Below are 17,135 nucleotides of genomic sequence, written 5' to 3'. Positions count from 1 at the left end.
ACCCGCGTGTTCGAGACCGCACGGCCGTTCCTGCTTTCGCTCGCGCTCGGCCTTCTGATCGGAATCGAGCGCGAGCGCGCGCTCTCCCACCGCGAGCGGCACGTCGCGCTCGGTGCGCGGACCTTCACGCTCCTCGCGCTGCTCGGAACGATCGCGGCCCACGTCCAGGCCCCGGCGCTCGCGGCGGTGCTCGCCGCCTTCGTCGGGGCCCTCGTGCTCGCCGCCTATCTCGGCGGCCGGGGGGAGAGCGGCGTCGGCGCCACGACCGAGGTCGCCGCCGTCGCGACGTTCGCGCTCGGCTACCTCGCGCACCGCGAGCTCGCGTTGACGGCGATGCTCGGCGTCATCCTCGCCGCGGTCCTCGCGATGAAGCCGCGGATCCACGAGTTCGCGCGGGAGGAGCTGACCCCGAGCGAGGTGAACGCCGCGCTCGCCTTCCTCGTGATCGCCTTCGTCGTGTTGCCGCTGCTCCCGAACCGGCCGGTGGATCCGTGGGGGCTCGTCAACCCGTTCAAGTTGTGGCTCCTGTTCGTGCTGATCGCGGGGATGGGGTTCGGCGGGTACATCGCGGTGCGCTGGCTGGGCCCCGGTCGGGGGCTGGCGACGTCGGGGTTCTTCGCGGGACTCGTCTCCTCGACGGCGGCGACGTTGTCGTTCTCGACGCGCGCGCGCTCCGAGCCCGCGCTCGCCACGTCGTTCGCGACGGCGATCGTCCTCGCCAACGTCGCCTCGGCGGCGGCGCAGCTGCTCGTCGTCGCCCTCGCGAACCCGGCGATGATGACGCCGGCCACCTGGGTGATCGGCACCCCGGTCGCCATCGGCGCGTTCGGAGCGGCGGCGGCGACGACCCTGCTGCGCCGCGGGGGCGGGGCGACGTCGAGCGAGTCCCCGCTCGAGGGGATGAAAAGCCCCCTCGACCTGGGCGAGGCCGCGCGCTTCGCCGCCGGCCTGGGCGCCTTCCTGCTCCTCGCCTCGCTCGCGGTGAAGTCCGCCGGCCCCGCCGGCGCGCTCGTCGCCGCGGCGATCGGCGGCATCGCCGACGTGCACGCGGTGACGCTGGGCGTCTCGACGCTCGCGGCGGCGGGGAGTCTCGAGCCCGGGCAGGCGCTGCTGTCGATCCTCGTCGCGTTCATCACGAACATGGTCGTGAAGCTCGGGATCGTGGCGTGGGCGGGGGGAAGGCCGCTCCTCGTCCGGGTTGCGCCGGCGCTCGTCGCCATGGCGCTCGGGGCGGTGGCGGCGTTCGTGGTCGTGACGCGGTGACGGCGTGCGGTCGGGGTGGGCTACGATGGGGCCACGCCCCGTCGGAGTCCGCATGACGCTGCGGTGCCTGCTCGCGCCCCTCCTCACGGCGAACTTGGTCGTCGCGGCGACTCCCGATCCGGCGCGCGAACCCTGGACCGCCGGGGCGTTCGTCGCTCCCGCCGCCGAGTTGCCCGCGGCCGCCGCGGCGCTCGCCGACGGAGACGCGCCGGTCCTCGTCCTCTTCGAGGCGGTCCGGCTCGGTTTCGACCAAACGGGTGGTGTCCGGTGGACGTTCCACACCGTCTACACGATCCGCCGGGCGGAGGCCGTCGACACCTGGAGCCGGGGGGAATGGAGCTGGTCCCCCTGGTACCAGGACCGTCCCTCGATCGCGGCGCGCGTCGTGACCGCGGACGGCGCGGAGCATCGGCTCGACCCGGCGACGATCGGCGAATACGTCGTCGGCGAGTCGGGGCCGTTCCTCTACGGGGACGCGCGCGGTCTCGGGTTCCCTCTTCCCGCGGTCGGCGTCGGCTCCGTGGTGGAGATGCTGGTCACCGTCCGGGAGCGCGATCCGCTCCCCGCGGCGGGCGCGGTGCGCAGCGTGTACTTCCGCGACGACGCTACGAGCGTGCGAGCGCGGGTCATCCTGGAGTACCCGTCGGGCCACGAGCCGCACTGGCGGGTCCGCGGGCTCGAGCCCCCGGAACCGGTTCGTGAGGAGGCGGACGGGCTCGTGCGCGTCACCCTGGAGCGCGGTCGTTTCGTCCCACCCGATGAGGTCGAGCGGTTCGTCCCGGAGGATCGCTCCCCGCTCACGGGGATCCGCGTCGCGACGGGACGCTCGTGGAGGGACGTCGCACGGGCCTACCACGAGGTCGTCGAGCGGCGGCTCGTTGGCGCGGACGTGCGGGACCTCGTCCGCGGGGCCGTGCGTGGAGCGAAGACGCGCGAGGCGAAGATCGCCGCGATCGTGGCGAGGCTCCACCGCGACGTCCGTTACACCGGCGTCGAGTTCGGCGAGGCGTCCCTCGTGCCGTCGACCCCGGAGACGACCCTCCAGCGGCGGTACGGCGACTGCAAGGACAAGTCGGCGCTGCTTGTCGCGCTGCTCCGCGCGGCCGGCGAGAAGGCTCACGTCGCGCTCGTCTCCACGCGCGGCTCGCCGGACGTCGAGGAGGGCCTCCCTGGGCTGGGCGAGTTCGACCACGTGGTGGTCCGCGTCGGAGGGACGCCGCCGCTGTGGATCGACGCGACCGCCGACCACGCGCGGATCGGGGAGCTCCCCGTGCTCTCCCAGGGTCGGCGCGTGCTCGTCGCGTCGCCGGACACGACGGGCCTCGAGACGACCCCGACCGCGGATGCGGCGGTCAACACGCTCGAATGGATCCGGGAGATCCGGTTGGCGGACCTCGGCGCCGGATCCGTCGTCGAGACCCTGCGGCCGCGCGGGGCGTTCGAGGAGGTGTTTCGCGACGAGGTGTCCGGGGGCGGCGAGGACGATCGCAAGCGGGTCCTCGCGGACTACATGAGACGCGAGTACCGCGCCGGGACCCTCGACCGCGTGGAATCCACGGATCCCGAGGATCTCTCCGTCGCCTTCGAACGGACCGTCGCGGCGTCGGGGGCCGGCGTGGCGACGACCCTCCTCGACGACGCCCGGGTCGAGCTCGATCCCTCGGAGATGTTCGGCATGCTCCGATTCGAGGTCGGGGTGGACGAGACGACGCCTCGACGTTCCGACCTCGAGCTTCCGCACGCCTGGTCGGGCCGCGCGCGATGGCGCGTGATCCCCCCGGCGGGATTCGTCGCGCGTCCCCTCCCGGAAGGGGGCACGACCGCGCTCGGCCCCGCCGTCCTCGAGCGGACCTTCGCGGCGCGTCCCGACGGGGCGATCGACGTCGATTTCCGTCTCGACGTCTCGCGCGTGCGGTGGACCGCGGACGAGGTGAACGCGGCGCGCGAGGCCTTCCGGGCGAGTCGTCCCGACGCGGCCGTCGTGCTCGGTTTCGAGCACCCGGGGGAGACGCTGCTCGGGTCCGGGAAGATCCCGGAGGCGATGGCGGCATTCCGGGACGAGGCCCGCGCGCGTCCGGATCGCGCCTTGCCGCACGAGCGCCTCTCCCGAGGGCTGCTGGCCGCGGGCCTCGGGACCGCGGCGATCCGCGAGGCCCGGGAGGCGGTGCGCGTCGAGCCGGCGTCGGCGCGCGCCCACGCTGCGCTCGGCCGGGCCCTGCAGCACGACGCCCTCGGTCGGCCGTTCGGCGAGGGATGGGACCGGGACGCCGCGGTCGCGGCGTACCGTCGCGCCGTCGAGCTTGCCCCCGACGACGGCGAGGTCGGGCTCGCCCTCGCGAAGCTCCTCGAGCACGATCGACACGGGGAGCGGTACGGCCCGGGCGCCGACTTCGACGCCGCGCTCGCCGAATACCGGCGCCTGAACGAGCGTCTCGGCGCCGGGACCACCGACGGCCTGCAGCTGTTCGTGTTGGCGCGTGCGGGGCGAATGCCGGAGGCCGTTGCGCTCGCCCGGGCGATGGAGCCTTCCGACACCCGGAGCGCGTGGCTCCTGGCCGTGACGGCCGTCCTTCACGGACCGGAACGCGCGATCGAGCAGGCCCCCGCGATCGCCGAGGCTCCCGAGGCGCGACGGAAGGCCCTGCAGACGGCGGGGTCGCTCCTGCTCACGATCCGGCGCTACCCCGAGGCCTCACGACTACTCGAGGCGGGTGCTCCCGCAGCCGACCGCGGGCGCGTGCATTCGGACGCGCTACGGAGCGTCGCACCGGTCGATCCCGAGGCCATCGACGTCTCCACTCCCGAAGGCGTGGCCCGGCGGTTCGTCTTCCACCTCGCGACCGAGGACCCGGACCTTCAATCCGTACTGCGCTGGTTCTCGCCCGCGGTCCGAGCGGCGTACTCCGACGACACTCCGCTTCAGGGGATCCGACGCTCGCTCGATGCCGCGCTGCGTGCGGTTCGGCGCGGCGGCCTCCCGAAGCTCGCGGTGGGCGACGTCGCATCGGCCATGGTGGAGTTCGCTACGGACGGCGACGCCGCAGGGGGCTGGAGAGTGCGGATGCGCGCGCCCACGGACGGGAGCGAGGTCCGGATGACCGCGTACCTCACCTCCACGTCCGACGGGCCGCGGATCGCGGCGACCACGCGCGCCGAGTCCCTGATGTTCCCGGAGGTCGTGCGGCGCATCGACGCGGGGGACCTCGAGGGCGCGGGGCGCTGGCTCGACTGGGCGCGCGAGTCGCTGGTTCCTCGCGGCGGCGACGATCCGCTCCGGGACGTCTCGTTCGTCAGGCTATGGTCGCGCGGCGCGCCGCGCGAGCCGGGGCGGATGCGGCTGGCGGCCGCGGCGCTCGGCGCATGGGACCGACGATTCGCCGCGAGCGCCGTCGACGTGCTTGCGGCGGCGCGTCCCGCCATCGGGGAGGACGAGGTCGACGCCACGAGCGTCGACATGGCGCTCGTCGTCGCGTTCAAGACGCTCGATCGTTGGGCCGAGGTGGCGCCGGTCGCCGCGCGCGTCTACGAGCGGTACCCGGCGTCCGACTGGGCCTTCTCCGAGTACACCGTCGCGCTCCAGTTCGTCGGTGGAGCCGACCGCTGCCGCGAGGTCTGTGAGCGTCGGCTGCGGGAGCGGCCGAACGACGTCGATGCGCTGCGCGCCCTCTACTGGACGAGCCTGCACGAAGGGAAGCCGGAGGAGGCGTTCGCGAGGCTCGAGACTCTCGCGCGCCTCCCGAACGCGGAGCCGCGCGACTTCAACAACCTCGCCTGGGCCCGGATGGCGCGTGGCCTTTCGGACGACGAGACGCTCGGCTGGGTCCGGCGCACGTTGCAGGCGCCGGGAGGCGCCGTCGACAACGCCCTGCACACGCTGGCCGTGATCTCCGCGGAACGCGGCGAGATCCCCGAGGCGGTGGAGGCGTTGCGTAAGGTGGTGGCGCGCCACGTGGAGCCCGAAGCCGAGCCCGGGGCCAACTGGTACGTCGTCGGCCGTATCGCGGAGGCGGTCGGGGAGCGGGCCGAGGCCGCCGCGGCTTATGAGAAGGTGCAAAAGCCCGCCGACGATCCATGGCTCAACACATCGTCGTGGGCGCTCGCGCAGCGACGGCGGGCCGCGCTGATGAAGCCGTAACTTTTCCGTCGGAGGCCTTCCATGCATCGCATCCTCGCCCTCCTGCTCCTGAGCGCCTCGCCGGTGGCGGCGCACGACTTCTGGATCGAGCCCTCCACCTTCCGCCCCGAGCCGGGACGGAGGGTGGAGTTCTCCCTGCGCTCGGGGGAGAACAAGGTGGGGGAGCCCGTCCCCCGCCGCGAGGCGCGCATCGACCGGTTCGAGCTCCTCGGACAAGGCAAGGCGGTCCCGATCCGCGGTGCGGAGGGGCGCGATCCGGCGGGGGAGGCGACTCCCTCCGCTCCGGGCCCCTGGGTCGCCGTCTATCGGAGCCGTCCGCTGTCGATCACCCTCGCGCCGGCGAAGTTCGAGGCGTACCTGCGCGAGGAGGGGCTCGAGCACGTGATCGCCGCGCGCGAGGCGAAAGGGCAGACGCGGGTGGACGGGCGGGAGATCTACTCGCGGTGCGCGAAGGCGCTGATGGGGACGGGTGCGGACCGCGTGACGGGTCTTCGCCTCGAGCTGATCGCGGAGAAGGACCCGGCGGCGCTCGGGACGGACCGTGCCCTCCCCGTGCGCCTCGAGTTCGAGGGGAAGCCGCTCTCGGGGGCGCTGGTGCTGGCGCGGCGCGAGGGCGCGGGCGACCGGCCCGCGCGGGGGCGCACCGACGCCGCGGGGCGTGTGACCTTCGAGCTCGACGGCGAAGGCCCGTGGCTGCTGTCGGCCGTGCACATGGTGCCGGCCCCGGACGGGGTCGACGCCGACTGGGAGAGCCTCTGGGCCTCGCTGACGTTCCGGGCGTCGCCGGCCGAATAACCCCTTCTATCGCGCGCGCCGGCCCTGCATACTCCGCGGGTGCGCGTGGCGCTCCACACCCGAATGCTGATCGGCGGCGCGGCCGGAGTCTCGATGGGGCTCGCGGCGCACGCCTTCCTGGGGGACTCCCCGGGGTTGGCGTGGACCCTCGCCAACGTGGCGCAGCCGGCCGGACAGATCTTCCTGCGCCTGCTGTTCATGCTCGTCATTCCCTTGATCTTCTCGGCCCTGATCCTCGGGGTCGCCGGGTTGGGCGACCTCCGGCATCTCGGCCGCGTCGGCCTGAAGACCCTCGCGTACACGGTCGTCGTCTCCACGATCGCGGTGCTCCTCGGGATCTTCCTCGTCCACGTCCTGCGTCCCGGCGAGGGACTGTCGGAGCAGGCCCGGACGCGGCTCATGGAGACCGCGTCGCAACGGGCGTCGGGACTCACGACCGCGGCCGCGCCCAAGACCGGCATCGACCTGCTCGTCCAGATCGTCCCCTCCAACCCGTTCAAGGCGGCGGCGGAGGGGGACATGCTCGCGGTCATGTTCTTCTCCCTGATGATGGGGATCGGGGTCGCCGTCGTGCGCACCGACGCGGCCCGTCGCTTCGAGGAAGCGGTGCAGGGACTCTACGACGTCACCATGCGCCTGATCGGCATGGTGATCGCGCTGGCGCCGATCGGCATCGCGGCGCTGCTGTTCTCGATGACGGCGACGCTCGGCGCCGAGGTGATCCTGCAGCTGGCGCGCTACGTCGGGGTCGTCCTGCTGGCGCTCGTGATCCACCAGTTCGTCGTGTACGCCTTGAGCGTGAAGCTGCTGGGAGGCATGAGCCCGATCGCCTTCTACCGCGGGATCGACGAGGCGATGCTCACCGCCTTCTCGACCGCCTCGAGCAACGCGACCCTCCCGACCGCCCTTCGCGTGGCGCAGGACAATCTGAAGCTCCCCGCGCACGTCTCCCGGTTCGTGCTCACGATCGGATCGACGGCGAACCAGAACGGGACGGCGCTGTACGAAGGGGTCACCGTCCTGTTCCTCGCCCAGTTCTACGGCGTCGACCTCTCCTTCGGCGACCAGGCCCTGGTCGTGTCGATCTGCATCCTCGCGGGGATCGGCACGGCGGGGATCCCCGGCGGCTCGCTCCCGGTCATCGCGATGATCCTGAAGCTCGTCCATGTGCCGACCGAGGGAATCGGGTTGATCCTGGGGGTCGACCGGTTCCTCGACATGTGCCGCACCACGCTCAACGTCACGGGCGACCTCGCGGCGGCGGTGGTCGTGTCCCGCGGCGAGGAGGCGCCTCCACGATGACGCCCTTCAACCCTGCGGACGTCGACCAGCTCCGCGAGCGCGGGATCTCCGTCGAGGAGGCCCGACGCCAACTCGACCTCCTGCGCGTCCCGCCCCCCCGGAGGCGCCTGGATCGCCCCGCGACCGTGGGCGACGGGATCGTCAGGATTCCGGAGGAGCGGACCGCGGAGCTGATCCAGCTCGCAGAGCTCGCCGCGCGCCAGGGGCGTTGCCTCAAGATGGTCCCCGCCTCCGGCGCGGCCTCGCGCATGTTCGCGTCGCTTCTGGCCGCGCGCGCCGCCCGCCAGTGCGACGTGCAGGACTCGCGCGTCCTGATGGAGCGCCTGCACGACTTCCCCTTCCTGGAGGAGCTGCGCTCGGAGCTCGCCTTCGAGGGGTACGACCTCGACATCCTGCACGGCGCGGGGAACTGCCTCGAGATCCTCGACGCGATGCTCGGACCCGACGGGCTCGCCCTCGCCGACCGCCCCAAGGGGCTGCTCGCGTTCCACCGTTACGCCGGCGGGGCGCGCCTGGCCTTCGAGGAGCACCTCGTCGAGGCGGCGGCGTACGCCCGCGACGCGGACGGGATCGCGCGCGTCCACTTCACCGTCTCGCCCGAACATCTCGACCGCTTCCGGGAGGCCGCGGAAGAAGCGCGCCCCGGATACGAGCGCGGCCTCGGCGTGCGGCTCGAGATCGGTTTCTCGGTGCAGAGCCCCTCGACCGACACGATCGCCGCGACCGTCGACGGCGAGCCCTTCCGCGACGACGCCGGTCGCGTGCTGCTGCGCCCGGCGGGTCACGGCGCGCTGCTCGAGAACCTGAACGCGCTCGAAGGGGACCTCGTCCTGCTCAAGAACATCGACAACGTCGTCCCGGACCGGTTGAAGGGGCCGACCGTGCGCTGGAAGCGGATCCTCTGCGGCTTCCTCGTCGCGTTGCAGCGCGAGGTGTTCCTCCACACCGCGCGGCTGCGCGACCCGGCGGTCGAGGCGTGGGCGCTCGACGAGGCGCAGGCGTTCGCGGCGGAGCGGTTCGCGGCCGCGGCGCCGTCCGGTGCGGACCGCCGGGCGTGGCTGCTCGACCTGCTGGACCGGCCGTTGCGCGTTTGCGGGGTGGTGCCCAACCAGGGCGAGCCCGGCGGCGGTCCCTTCTGGCAACGCGGGGAGGACGGCCGTGTCACCCTGCAGATCGTCGAGACGGCCGAGGTCGATCTCGACGATCCCTCGCAGGCGTCGATCGTCGCCGCCTCGACCCACTTCAACCCGGTCGACCTCGCCTGTTCGGTCCGCGACGTCGAGGGCCGGCCCTACGACCTCCGCCGCTTCGTCGACGCGCGAGCGGTGCTCGTCGCTCGCAAGTCGTTTGGGGGGCGCGAACTGCTCGCCCTCGAGCGGCCGGGGTTGTGGAACGGCGCCATGGCCTTCTGGAACACCGTCTTCGTCGAGGTTCCCGTCGAGACGTTCGCTCCGGTCAAGACCGTGTTCGACCTGCTGCGGCCGGAGCATCGCGGGACCGTGTAGTCGGGGACGGGGGGCCGGGACCCCCGGATCCCGGATCCGCAGGAGTCCACCGACATGCCGACACGGATCGAGAAGCCGACGCGCATCACGGCGGCGGGGAACAAGCCGAAGGAGATCCGCGAGTACGTGGGGCGGGTCAACTCGAAGACCGCCGCGGTGAGCATCGCGCACATGACGAGCCCCGAGGGGTGGGTGGAGCCGGGGCAACGACCGGAGTTCGACGAATACACGCTCGTGCTTCGCGGGATGCTGCGCGTGGAGCACGAGGGGGGCGCGATCGACGTGCGCACCGGGCAGGCGGTGATCGCGCACGCCGGCGAGTGGGTGCGGTACTCGACCCCCGAGGCGGGGGGCGCGGACTACGTGGCCGTGTGCTTGCCCGCGTTCGCCCCGGAGACCGTGCGCAGGGACGCGTAGACGGGACGCGGCCAGTGGGGGGCGGAGGGGCGGTCGGCGGGGCGCGTCCGCCACCGCTCGTGCACCCAGAGCCAGTGATCGGGGCGCGCACGGATGATCGCTTCGCCCGCCGCGGTGGCGCGTGCCGTCAGCTCGTGCACGGCGTCTTCGGGCGGGAGGTCGGCCCGCGCGTGGAGCACCGGCCCGACCGTGAGCCGGTGGCGGGTGAGCGACGTCCACTCCACCCGGAAGAGCACGAGCGGGATCTTCAGGCGAACGGCGAACGTGGCGGGTCCCGCCGGCGTGTGGGTCGGGTGGCCGAAGAACGGGACGAAGATCCCGTTCACGCGACGGATGTCCTGGTCCATGAGCATCGCGCTCACGCCGCCGGCCTTGAGGAACGTCATCAGCTCGCGTGCGTTCCCCTGCTCGATGGTGTCGCCGCCCATGTCGCGACGCATCCGGACGAGCCGCTCGGTTGGGGAGCCTCGCTCGGCGGCGGCGCCGACGGGGCGGTAGCCGAACTCCCGGTAGAGCCAGGGGTTCGACGCCTCGAACAGGCCGAAGTGCTGCGTGATGAAGATCGCTCCGTTCTTGACCGCTTCACGGATCGCCGGGTCGCAGTCGTACTCCACGCGCCTGAGGCAACGCTCGGGGCCCATCCGGTGGAGAACGATCCAGGAGAACAAGCCCCGGCCCGCGAGCGCGAAGGAGCGCCGGCCCGTGCGCCGCCGCACCGCCTCGGGCATCGTCGTCCCGTACGCGCGCGCGAGGTTCGACAACGTCTGCCGGCGCGCGCTCCCGGCGAGGTACCAGCCCAGCGTTCCGAGCAGTTGTCCGGACACCGCCGCCACGGGAAGCGGCAGCCATCGCACGAGCTCGCATGCGATGGCGAGCCAGGGGCCGCGGCGCTTGGGTGACGTCGTGCTCACGCGCCCATCCGACCTCAGGCGCGGGTCCGGGTGCAAGCCTCGATGTGTTAACCCCGGTCATTCGGTGGGGTTTCGGCTAGGGTTTCGGCCCTTTTCCGATGTAACGCTCGATCCATTTCCGGCACTCCTCGTACCAGAAAAGGGAGTTGTTCGGCTTGAGGATCCAGTGGTTCTCGTCCGGGTAATAGATGAAGCGGGTCGGGACCCCGCGGTTCGAGAGGGTGTGGAAGAGCTCGAGGCCGTTGTTGAGCGTGACCCGGTAGTCCTTTTCGCCGTGGATCACGAGGGTGGGGGTCTTGAAGTTGGCGGCCGCGGTGTGCGGCGAGTTCGTCTCGAACCGCGCCTTCTGCTCCCAGAACTCGCCGTGACGACGGTGCTCGGCGCCGTAGTCCGACGCGTACTGGGTGTAGAGGTTGTAGACGGCGGCATGGGCGATGATCGCCTTGAACGGGTGCTCGCGACCGAGGATCACCGAGACGAGGTAGCCGCCGTAGCTGGCGCCCCCGACGGCCATCCGGTCCGCGTCGATCCAGGGCTGTTTCGCGAACCACTCGGCGGAGCGGATCACGTCGACGTACGGAAGCTCCGCCCAGTCCTTCGTGATCGCATCGGTGAACGACTGCCCGAAGCCGCTCGAGCCGTGGAAATTGGGCCAGGCCGTGACGTACCCCCACGCCGAGAAGACCTGCGCGTTCCAGCGGAAGGTGAAGCTGTCGGTGATCCCGTTGTGGGGCCCCCCGTGCACGAGCAGGTACAGCGGCCACTTCTTCGACCTGTCGAACCCGGGCGGGTAGTTGATCCACATCTGGATGTCGGCGCCGTTCGCCCCCTTGTAGGTGACGCTCTCGTAGGTTCCCCAGTCGATCGCCTCCATCGCGAGGTCGTTGAAGGTCGACAGCTTGGTCGCCGCGCCGGTGGCGGGATCGAGGCGCACGAGGGTCGGGGGCTCCGTGAAGCTCTGCCGGAGCGCGACGACCGTCTTCCCGTCCCTCGACACCGCGACGTTGCCGAAGCTCTTGTCCCCGGTGACGGGCGTGGGTTTCCCCGTCTGCGCGTCGATCCGATGGACGCGGTCGTGTCCGGCGTCGTCGATCGCCCCCCAGAGGGATTTCGAGTCGCCGGACCACACCAGGCCGCGCACGGAGCGATCCCAGCCCTCGGTGATCACGCGGTTGCTCCCGGCCTTGCGGTCGTGGAGGACGAGGAGCGACCGGTCGGCGTAGAACCCCTTGATCCGTTGCCGCGAGAAGGCGAGCCAGCGGCCGTCGGGGCTGTAGAGCGGGGCGCCGTCGGAGGCGTGCGCCTCCACGCTGACGTTGCGCGGGGTGCCGCCTCCGGCCGGGATCACGAAGAGATCGTCCTGCCCGTTCACGCCGGTCGTGTCGACGTCGGACGGAAACGCGATCTCGGCGCCGTCGGGGGAGATGTCGTAGGTGGAGGACCCCGGCTCCTCGACGGGGAGCGTGCGCCCCGAGCCGAGGGTGATCGCCTGCGGCTCCCCTCCGTCGATCGCGATCGAGAAGAGGTGAACCTCGCGATCGTCGAGGGTGCGATCCCAGTGCCGGACGCGCGGCTTGTCGAAGACCTGGGCGGACATCTTCGAGTCCTTGCGCTCCTTCTGGCGCTTGCCCTGCTCGTCGAAGGTCCGGAGGTCGCCCCACACGCGCGACAGGAAGGCGATCCGTTTCGAGTCCGGGAACCACTTGAAGCCGAAGGCGCCCGTGGGGACGTTGGTGACCCGGTGCGCCTCGCCTCCGTCCGCGGGGAGGACGTAGATCTGCCCCTGGTCGTCCCCCTGCCGCTTCGCCTCGAAGGCGATCCACTTCCCGTCGGGGGACCACTGCGGGTTCGACTCCCCGGCCTCGGCCGTGGTCATGCGGCGCGCCTCGCCGCCGGAGGTCGGAACGAGCCAGAGGTCCGTATCGGCCTTGTCTTCCTTGAGGTCGTACCCGGTCACGGCCAGGACCGCCGCGCGGCCGTCGGGGGAGAGCGTCGGAGCCCCGAGTCGCTTGAGCTTCCAGATCGTCTCGGCGGTCACAGGTCGTTTCTCCGTTGCCCCGAAGGCGCCGGGGGCGAAGGCGAGGACGGCGACGGCAAGCAGGCAACTCACGGCACGCATGGATCACCTCGTCGGACGAGAGTTTGGGAGGTTAAGGCCTTCGCCGCATAATGGCCAGCCTTTCGGAGGTCACCGATGCGCATCCTGCTGCTCGCCGCGCTCTTCTCCGGCTTCGCGACGCTCGCCGCGATCGCCGCTCCGCCGGGGCAGATCCGGGGACTCAACGTCCGCGATCTCGTGGCGTTCGACCGGATCTCGGAACCGGTCCCGTCCCCCGACGGACGGACCGTCGTCTTCACGGTTTCGGCGCTGGATCTCGACGCCAACCGCCGCCGCGCCGATCTCTGGCGGGTCGGCATCGACGGCTCGGGGCTCAGGCGCCTGACGGCGCACACGGCGAGCGACACCGCACCCGCGTGGTCCCCCGACGGGAAGTGGATCTACTTCCAGTCGTCGCGCTCGGGGTCTTCGCAGGTCTGGAAGCTCCCGATCGACGGCGGCGAGGCCCAACCGGTCACGACCCTGCCCCTCGACGTCAACGCGTTCAAGCTCTCTCCCGACGGCGCGTCGCTCGCCGTCGCGCTCGACGTCTTCCTGGACGCCCCCGCTCCGGCCGACACCAAGAAGCGGCTCGACGAGAAGGCCGCGGTCAAGGCGACGGGCCGCCTCTACGACCGGCTCCTGTTCCGGCATTGGGACACGTGGTCGGACGGCCGCCGCCAGCACTGGTACGTCCTCCCGTCGACGGGGAAGGGGGACCCGGTCGCGATTCTGAAGGGGCTCGACGGGAACGCTCCGACCAAGCCGTTCGGCGGGTCGGAGGAAGCCGCCTTCACCCCGGACGGCAAGGGGCTCGTCTTCACCGCGCGGGTCGAGGGAGCCGGAGAAGCGTGGTCGACCAACCTCGACCTGTGGCTCGTGCCGATCGACGGATCGGCGCCCCCGAAACGCCTCACCGAGGCGAACCGCGCCGTCGACACGCAGCCGGTCTTCTCCCCCGACGGAAAGACCCTGGCGTGGCTGGCGATGGTGCGCCCCGGGTACGAAGCGGACCGCCAGCGGATCATGCTCATGGACTGGCCCGGCGGCACCGCGCGCGCCCTGACCGAAACGTGGGACCGCTCCCCGGAGAACCTCGCCTGGTCCAAGGACGGAAAGACGATCTACTGCACCGCGCACAACCTGGGACGCGCGGCGCTCTTCGCCGTCGACGCGAAGACCGGGACGCCGAAGGCGATCGTGGACGAAGGCACGTCGCGGTACCCCTCGATCGCCGGAGAGGTGATCCTCTTCGGCCGGGACCACCAGCGCGCTCCGGTGGACCTGTACACGGTGAAGCCCGACGGCTCGCAGCGGACGCGGATCACGAAGCTCAACGACGAACGCCTCGCCGCCGTCGCGATGGGGGAGCCCGAGCCGTTCACCTTCAAGGGGTGGAACGACGAGACGGTCCACGCGTGGGTCGTGAAGCCGGCGAACTTCGAGGCGGGGAAGAAGTACCCCGTCGCGTTCCTGATCCACGGCGGCCCCCAGGGGTCGTTCGGCGACGACTTCCACTACCGCTGGAACCCGCAGACGTACGCGGGGGCGGGGTACGCCGCGGTGATGGTCGATTTCCACGGCTCGACGGGGTACGGCCAGGCGTTCACCGACGCGATCCGTGGGGACTGGGGAGGGAAACCTCTCGAGGACCTGAAGAAGGGGCTCGACGCCGCGTTGAAGAAGTACCCGTGGATGGACGGCGACCGCGTCGCGGCGCTCGGCGCCTCGTACGGCGGCTACATGGTCAACTGGATCGCGGGGAACTGGCCCGACCGGTTCCGGTGCCTGGTGACCCACGACGGCAATCTCGACGAGCGCTTCGCCTACTTCGACACGGAGGAGTTGTGGTTCCCCGAGTGGGAGCATCACGGGACGCCGTGGGAGAACCCCGAGGCGTACACGAAGCACAATCCGATCGACCACGTCGCGAAGTGGAAGACGCCGATGCTCGTCATCCACGGAGGGCTGGACTTCCGCGTCGTCGAGACGCACGGGATGTCGACCTTTACCGCCCTGCAGCGGAAGGGGATCCCGTCGAAGTTCCTGCACTTCCCCGACGAGAATCACTGGGTGCTCAAGCCCCACAACTCGATCCTGTGGCACGACACGGTGCTCGGATGGCTCGACGAGTGGACGAAAGCCCCGCAGAAGTGACGACGGCTCTTCTAGTGCTTCGCCACAGCGGGGACGCATCGGGCGCGCCATCGCGAGTTTTTTCCGCGCCCGACCCTGCATGTTCGGGTATCGTTCAGATGCACCGACTCAGGAGGTCTCCATACCCCCGACCCCGCCGCCGTGCCCACTCCGCCGGCGGCGGGGGTTCTGTTCCCTGACCCCCGCCCCATGCGTTGGACCTCGCACCGCATCTACCCCCGCGTCCTCCTCGCGGTCCTGCTCGCCCTCGCGGCGGCGCTCGCGATCGGGCCGACGGATCGCGCCGACTGGGTCCTCGAGAACGCGCTGCTGCTCGTCGGGCTCGTCGTCCTCGTCGCCACGCGCAAGGCCCTCCCGCTCTCGCGCGTCTCGTACACCCTGATCTTCGTCTTCTGCTGCCTGCACACGGTCGGCGCGCACTACACCTACTCGCTCGTGCCGTACGACCGGTGGGTCGAGTCGCTCACGGGGACGACCCTCGCCGAAGCCTTCGGCTGGGAGCGCAACCACTACGACCGGCTCGTGCACTTCGCCTACGGCCTGCTGCTCGCGTACCCGGTGCGCGAGGTCTTCCTGCGCGTCGCCGACGTGAAGGGCCTGTGGGGGTACTACCTCCCCCTCGACGTGGTGATGGCGACGTCGATGGTCTACGAGCTGATCGAGTGGGCCGCGGCGGAGATCCTCGGCGGCGAGCTCGGGGCCGCCTACCTCGGGACGCAGGGGGACGTCTGGGACGCGCAGAAGGACATGGCGCTCGCGATGTTCGGGGCGGTGCTCGCGATGACGGTGACGGCGGCGCTCAACAAGCGCTGGCAGCGCGACTTCAACCGCGAGTGGGCGGAGTCCCTCAAGGTGAAGCACAAGCGCCCGCTCGGCGAGGACGAGCTCGCGCGGCTCAAGCGGGAGAGCGAGCGGTGACCCGGAACGTGAAGGTCGCCTTCGGCCTGCTGGGTGCGAGCTTCGTCCTGCTGAACCTCGCGGCGTTCACGCGGGGGAGCCACCCGAGGCTCGCCCTGGGCTTCGCGGTCGCCGATGCCGTCGTGCTCCCGTTCCTCGCGTGGTTCGCGTGGAAGGTGTTTCGGGAACGGCGGGGTTAGACCGGGAGCCCCACCGACCGCATCAGCGCGATCGCGTTGGAGTGGGTCACGATTCCCGGACGCAGGTGGTAGTCGAAGACCATCTTGCCGTCCTCGAGCCGGTCCTCGAGGTGGACGTTCGCGGCGCGCGGCGCCAGCGCGTCGGCGAGCTTCGTCAGCGCGAGGTCGTGCGTCGTCGCGAGGCCGATCGCCCCGCGCGACACGAGGCCGCGCAGGATCGCCTCCGCACCGGCGGCGCGATCGTGGGAGTTCGTCCCCGCGAGCAGCTCGTCGAGCAGGAACAACACGGGGACCTCCCCGTCCGTCAACGCCACGACGTCGCGCACGCGCGTGATCTCGGCGTAGAAGCGGGAGGCCCCCTCGCGAAGCGAGTCCTGGATCCGGAGCGTCGCGCCGACCGCGAGGGGCGAAAGCGCGAGCCTCGCCGCGCGGACCGGGAGGCCCGCCTGCGCCATCGCCGCCGCGATTCCGATCGAGCGAAGCAACGTGCTCTTCCCCGACATGTTCGAGCCGCTCACGACGAGGAGCGAAAGCTCCCCGTCGAGGCGCACGTCGTTGAAGACGCAGCGGGCGGTCGGGATCAGCGGGTGGCCGAGGGCTTCCGCCTCGAAGCGACCGGGACCCTCGAAAAGCTCCGGGAACGGGTCGTTCGGGTTCTCGAAGGCGTAGGCGCTCATCGCGGCGAGGGCCTCGATCTCCCCGCAGGCGTCGACCCAGCGCGAGACCGCCGCGCCGTGGCGGGCGCGCCACGACTCGACCGCCATCGCCATCTGGGTCGTCCACAACGCGACCGCGGCGAAAGGGGCGACGAGCTGGTTCCGCCGCAGCTCCATCCAGTCGAGGCGCTTCGCGAGCGACGCGATCGCCGCCGAAGGGGGGACCCCCTCGGAGTCGAGCGCGGCGCGGAGTCTTCTCAGGGGCGCGGACTCGAACGGTTCCCGCTCGATCCGCGCGAGGACCTCCGCGAGGACGCGGAGCTCCGCGCCGGGGCGGTCGGCGTCGTGCACGATCGCGACGACGCGTCTCCTCACCGCGAGGGCCAGTGAACCGTTGAGCGCGCCGAAGATCGCGAACGGGAGGGCCGAGGTCGCGCCGCCCAGCCACGCGAGCAGCGACGCGAGACCGGCGGCGCCGAGGATGGCCGCGAGGACGCGGAGGAGCACGGGGAACGGGAGAGCCGGGGCCCGTGCCCACGCCCGCAGCCGGTCGGGGTGGACCTCCGCGGCGACGGTGTCCCCCGCGAGGGCGAGATCCTCGCGGAATTCGAGTCGCGGCTTCAGCTCCTCGAGGGCGAGCTGGCGATCGCGGATCGCCGGCGGGGGGGCGGGGGAGAGCAGCCACGCCGCGAGCGTCGCCTCGCCGGCGCCGGTGCGGGTCGTGTTGATTCGCTCGAAGAGCGACCCGGGGCCGAAGAGGTCGAGGTCGGCCGCGTAGGGGTGGTGCTCGGGGGCGTGG

12 protein-coding genes are annotated in these 17,135 nt (G+C 71.6%); 9 read left to right on the top strand and 3 right to left on the bottom strand.

Translation table 11 applies throughout. The features are described 5' to 3' along the window. Nucleotides 1-6: 6 nt before the first annotated feature. The 6 genes from VF139_08470 to VF139_08445 are packed head-to-tail and all read left to right on the top strand — an operon-like array spanning nucleotide 7 to nucleotide 9,417. A complete protein-coding gene (locus tag VF139_08470; protein ID HEX6851432.1) occupies nucleotides 7-1,263 on the top strand; it encodes a DUF4010 domain-containing protein in 1,257 nt (418 codons plus the stop codon). Between the two features lie 52 nt (nucleotides 1,264-1,315). Next, nucleotides 1,316-5,398: a DUF3857 domain-containing protein gene (locus tag VF139_08465; protein HEX6851431.1), complete on the top strand. Its 4,083-nt coding sequence runs from the start codon at nucleotides 1,316-1,318 to the stop codon at nucleotides 5,396-5,398. A 21-nt stretch (nucleotides 5,399-5,419) separates the two neighbouring features. Further along, a complete protein-coding gene (locus VF139_08460; GenBank protein HEX6851430.1) occupies nucleotides 5,420-6,193 on the top strand; it encodes a DUF4198 domain-containing protein in 774 nt (257 codons plus the stop codon). A 39-nt stretch (nucleotides 6,194-6,232) separates the two neighbouring features. Beyond that, on the top strand, nucleotides 6,233-7,495 hold the full coding sequence (locus VF139_08455) for a dicarboxylate/amino acid:cation symporter (GenBank protein HEX6851429.1): 1,263 nt from the start codon (nucleotides 6,233-6,235) through the stop codon (nucleotides 7,493-7,495). Further along, a complete protein-coding gene (locus VF139_08450) occupies nucleotides 7,492-9,000 on the top strand; it encodes a DUF4301 family protein (GenBank protein HEX6851428.1) in 1,509 nt (502 codons plus the stop codon). The genes VF139_08455 and VF139_08450 overlap by 4 nt, the downstream gene beginning before the upstream one ends. Before the next feature lie 54 nt (nucleotides 9,001-9,054). Next, on the top strand, nucleotides 9,055-9,417 hold the full coding sequence (locus tag VF139_08445) for a hypothetical protein (protein ID HEX6851427.1): 363 nt from the start codon (nucleotides 9,055-9,057) through the stop codon (nucleotides 9,415-9,417). On the opposite strand, the gene VF139_08440 is transcribed toward VF139_08445, so the two are convergent. Together VF139_08440 and VF139_08435 are read right to left on the bottom strand one after the other, a co-directional pair. Beyond that, complete coding sequence (locus VF139_08440; protein ID HEX6851426.1) at nucleotides 9,360-10,328, bottom strand: hypothetical protein; 969 nt, start codon at nucleotides 10,326-10,328, stop codon at nucleotides 9,360-9,362. The two genes, VF139_08445 and VF139_08440, sit on opposite strands and share 58 nt — an antisense overlap. 76 nt (nucleotides 10,329-10,404) lie before the next feature. Then, nucleotides 10,405-12,447, bottom strand: coding sequence for a S9 family peptidase (locus tag VF139_08435; GenBank protein HEX6851425.1), 2,043 nt, complete (start codon nucleotides 12,445-12,447; stop codon nucleotides 10,405-10,407). 75 nt (nucleotides 12,448-12,522) lie between these two features. Between VF139_08435 and VF139_08430 the strand changes: the two genes are divergently transcribed. From VF139_08430 to VF139_08420, 3 genes are all read left to right on the top strand, one after another. Further along, the gene (locus tag VF139_08430; GenBank protein HEX6851424.1) at nucleotides 12,523-14,583 is read left to right on the top strand and encodes a S9 family peptidase; all 2,061 of its coding nucleotides are present in this window, start codon (nucleotides 12,523-12,525) and stop codon (nucleotides 14,581-14,583) included. Between the two features lie 189 nt (nucleotides 14,584-14,772). After that, nucleotides 14,773-15,501: a DUF2238 domain-containing protein gene (locus VF139_08425; GenBank protein ID HEX6851423.1), complete on the top strand. Its 729-nt coding sequence runs from the start codon at nucleotides 14,773-14,775 to the stop codon at nucleotides 15,499-15,501. After that, complete coding sequence (locus VF139_08420) at nucleotides 15,498-15,680, top strand: hypothetical protein (protein HEX6851422.1); 183 nt, start codon at nucleotides 15,498-15,500, stop codon at nucleotides 15,678-15,680. Before VF139_08425 ends, VF139_08420 begins: the two co-directional genes overlap by 4 nt. On the opposite strand, the gene VF139_08415 is transcribed toward VF139_08420, so the two are convergent. Next, a partial coding sequence (locus VF139_08415) for a hypothetical protein (protein ID HEX6851421.1) occupies nucleotides 15,677-17,135 on the bottom strand: 1,459 nt, incomplete at its 5' end. The genes VF139_08420 and VF139_08415 overlap by 4 nt on opposite strands.

It is taken from the genome of Candidatus Polarisedimenticolaceae bacterium (assembly GCA_036376135.1).
In the GTDB taxonomy this organism is placed as follows: domain Bacteria; phylum Acidobacteriota; class Polarisedimenticolia; order Polarisedimenticolales; family DASRJG01; genus DASVAW01.
Note: the sequence above shows the minus strand (reverse complement) of the source record. Positions and strands in the feature narration are given on the sequence as shown.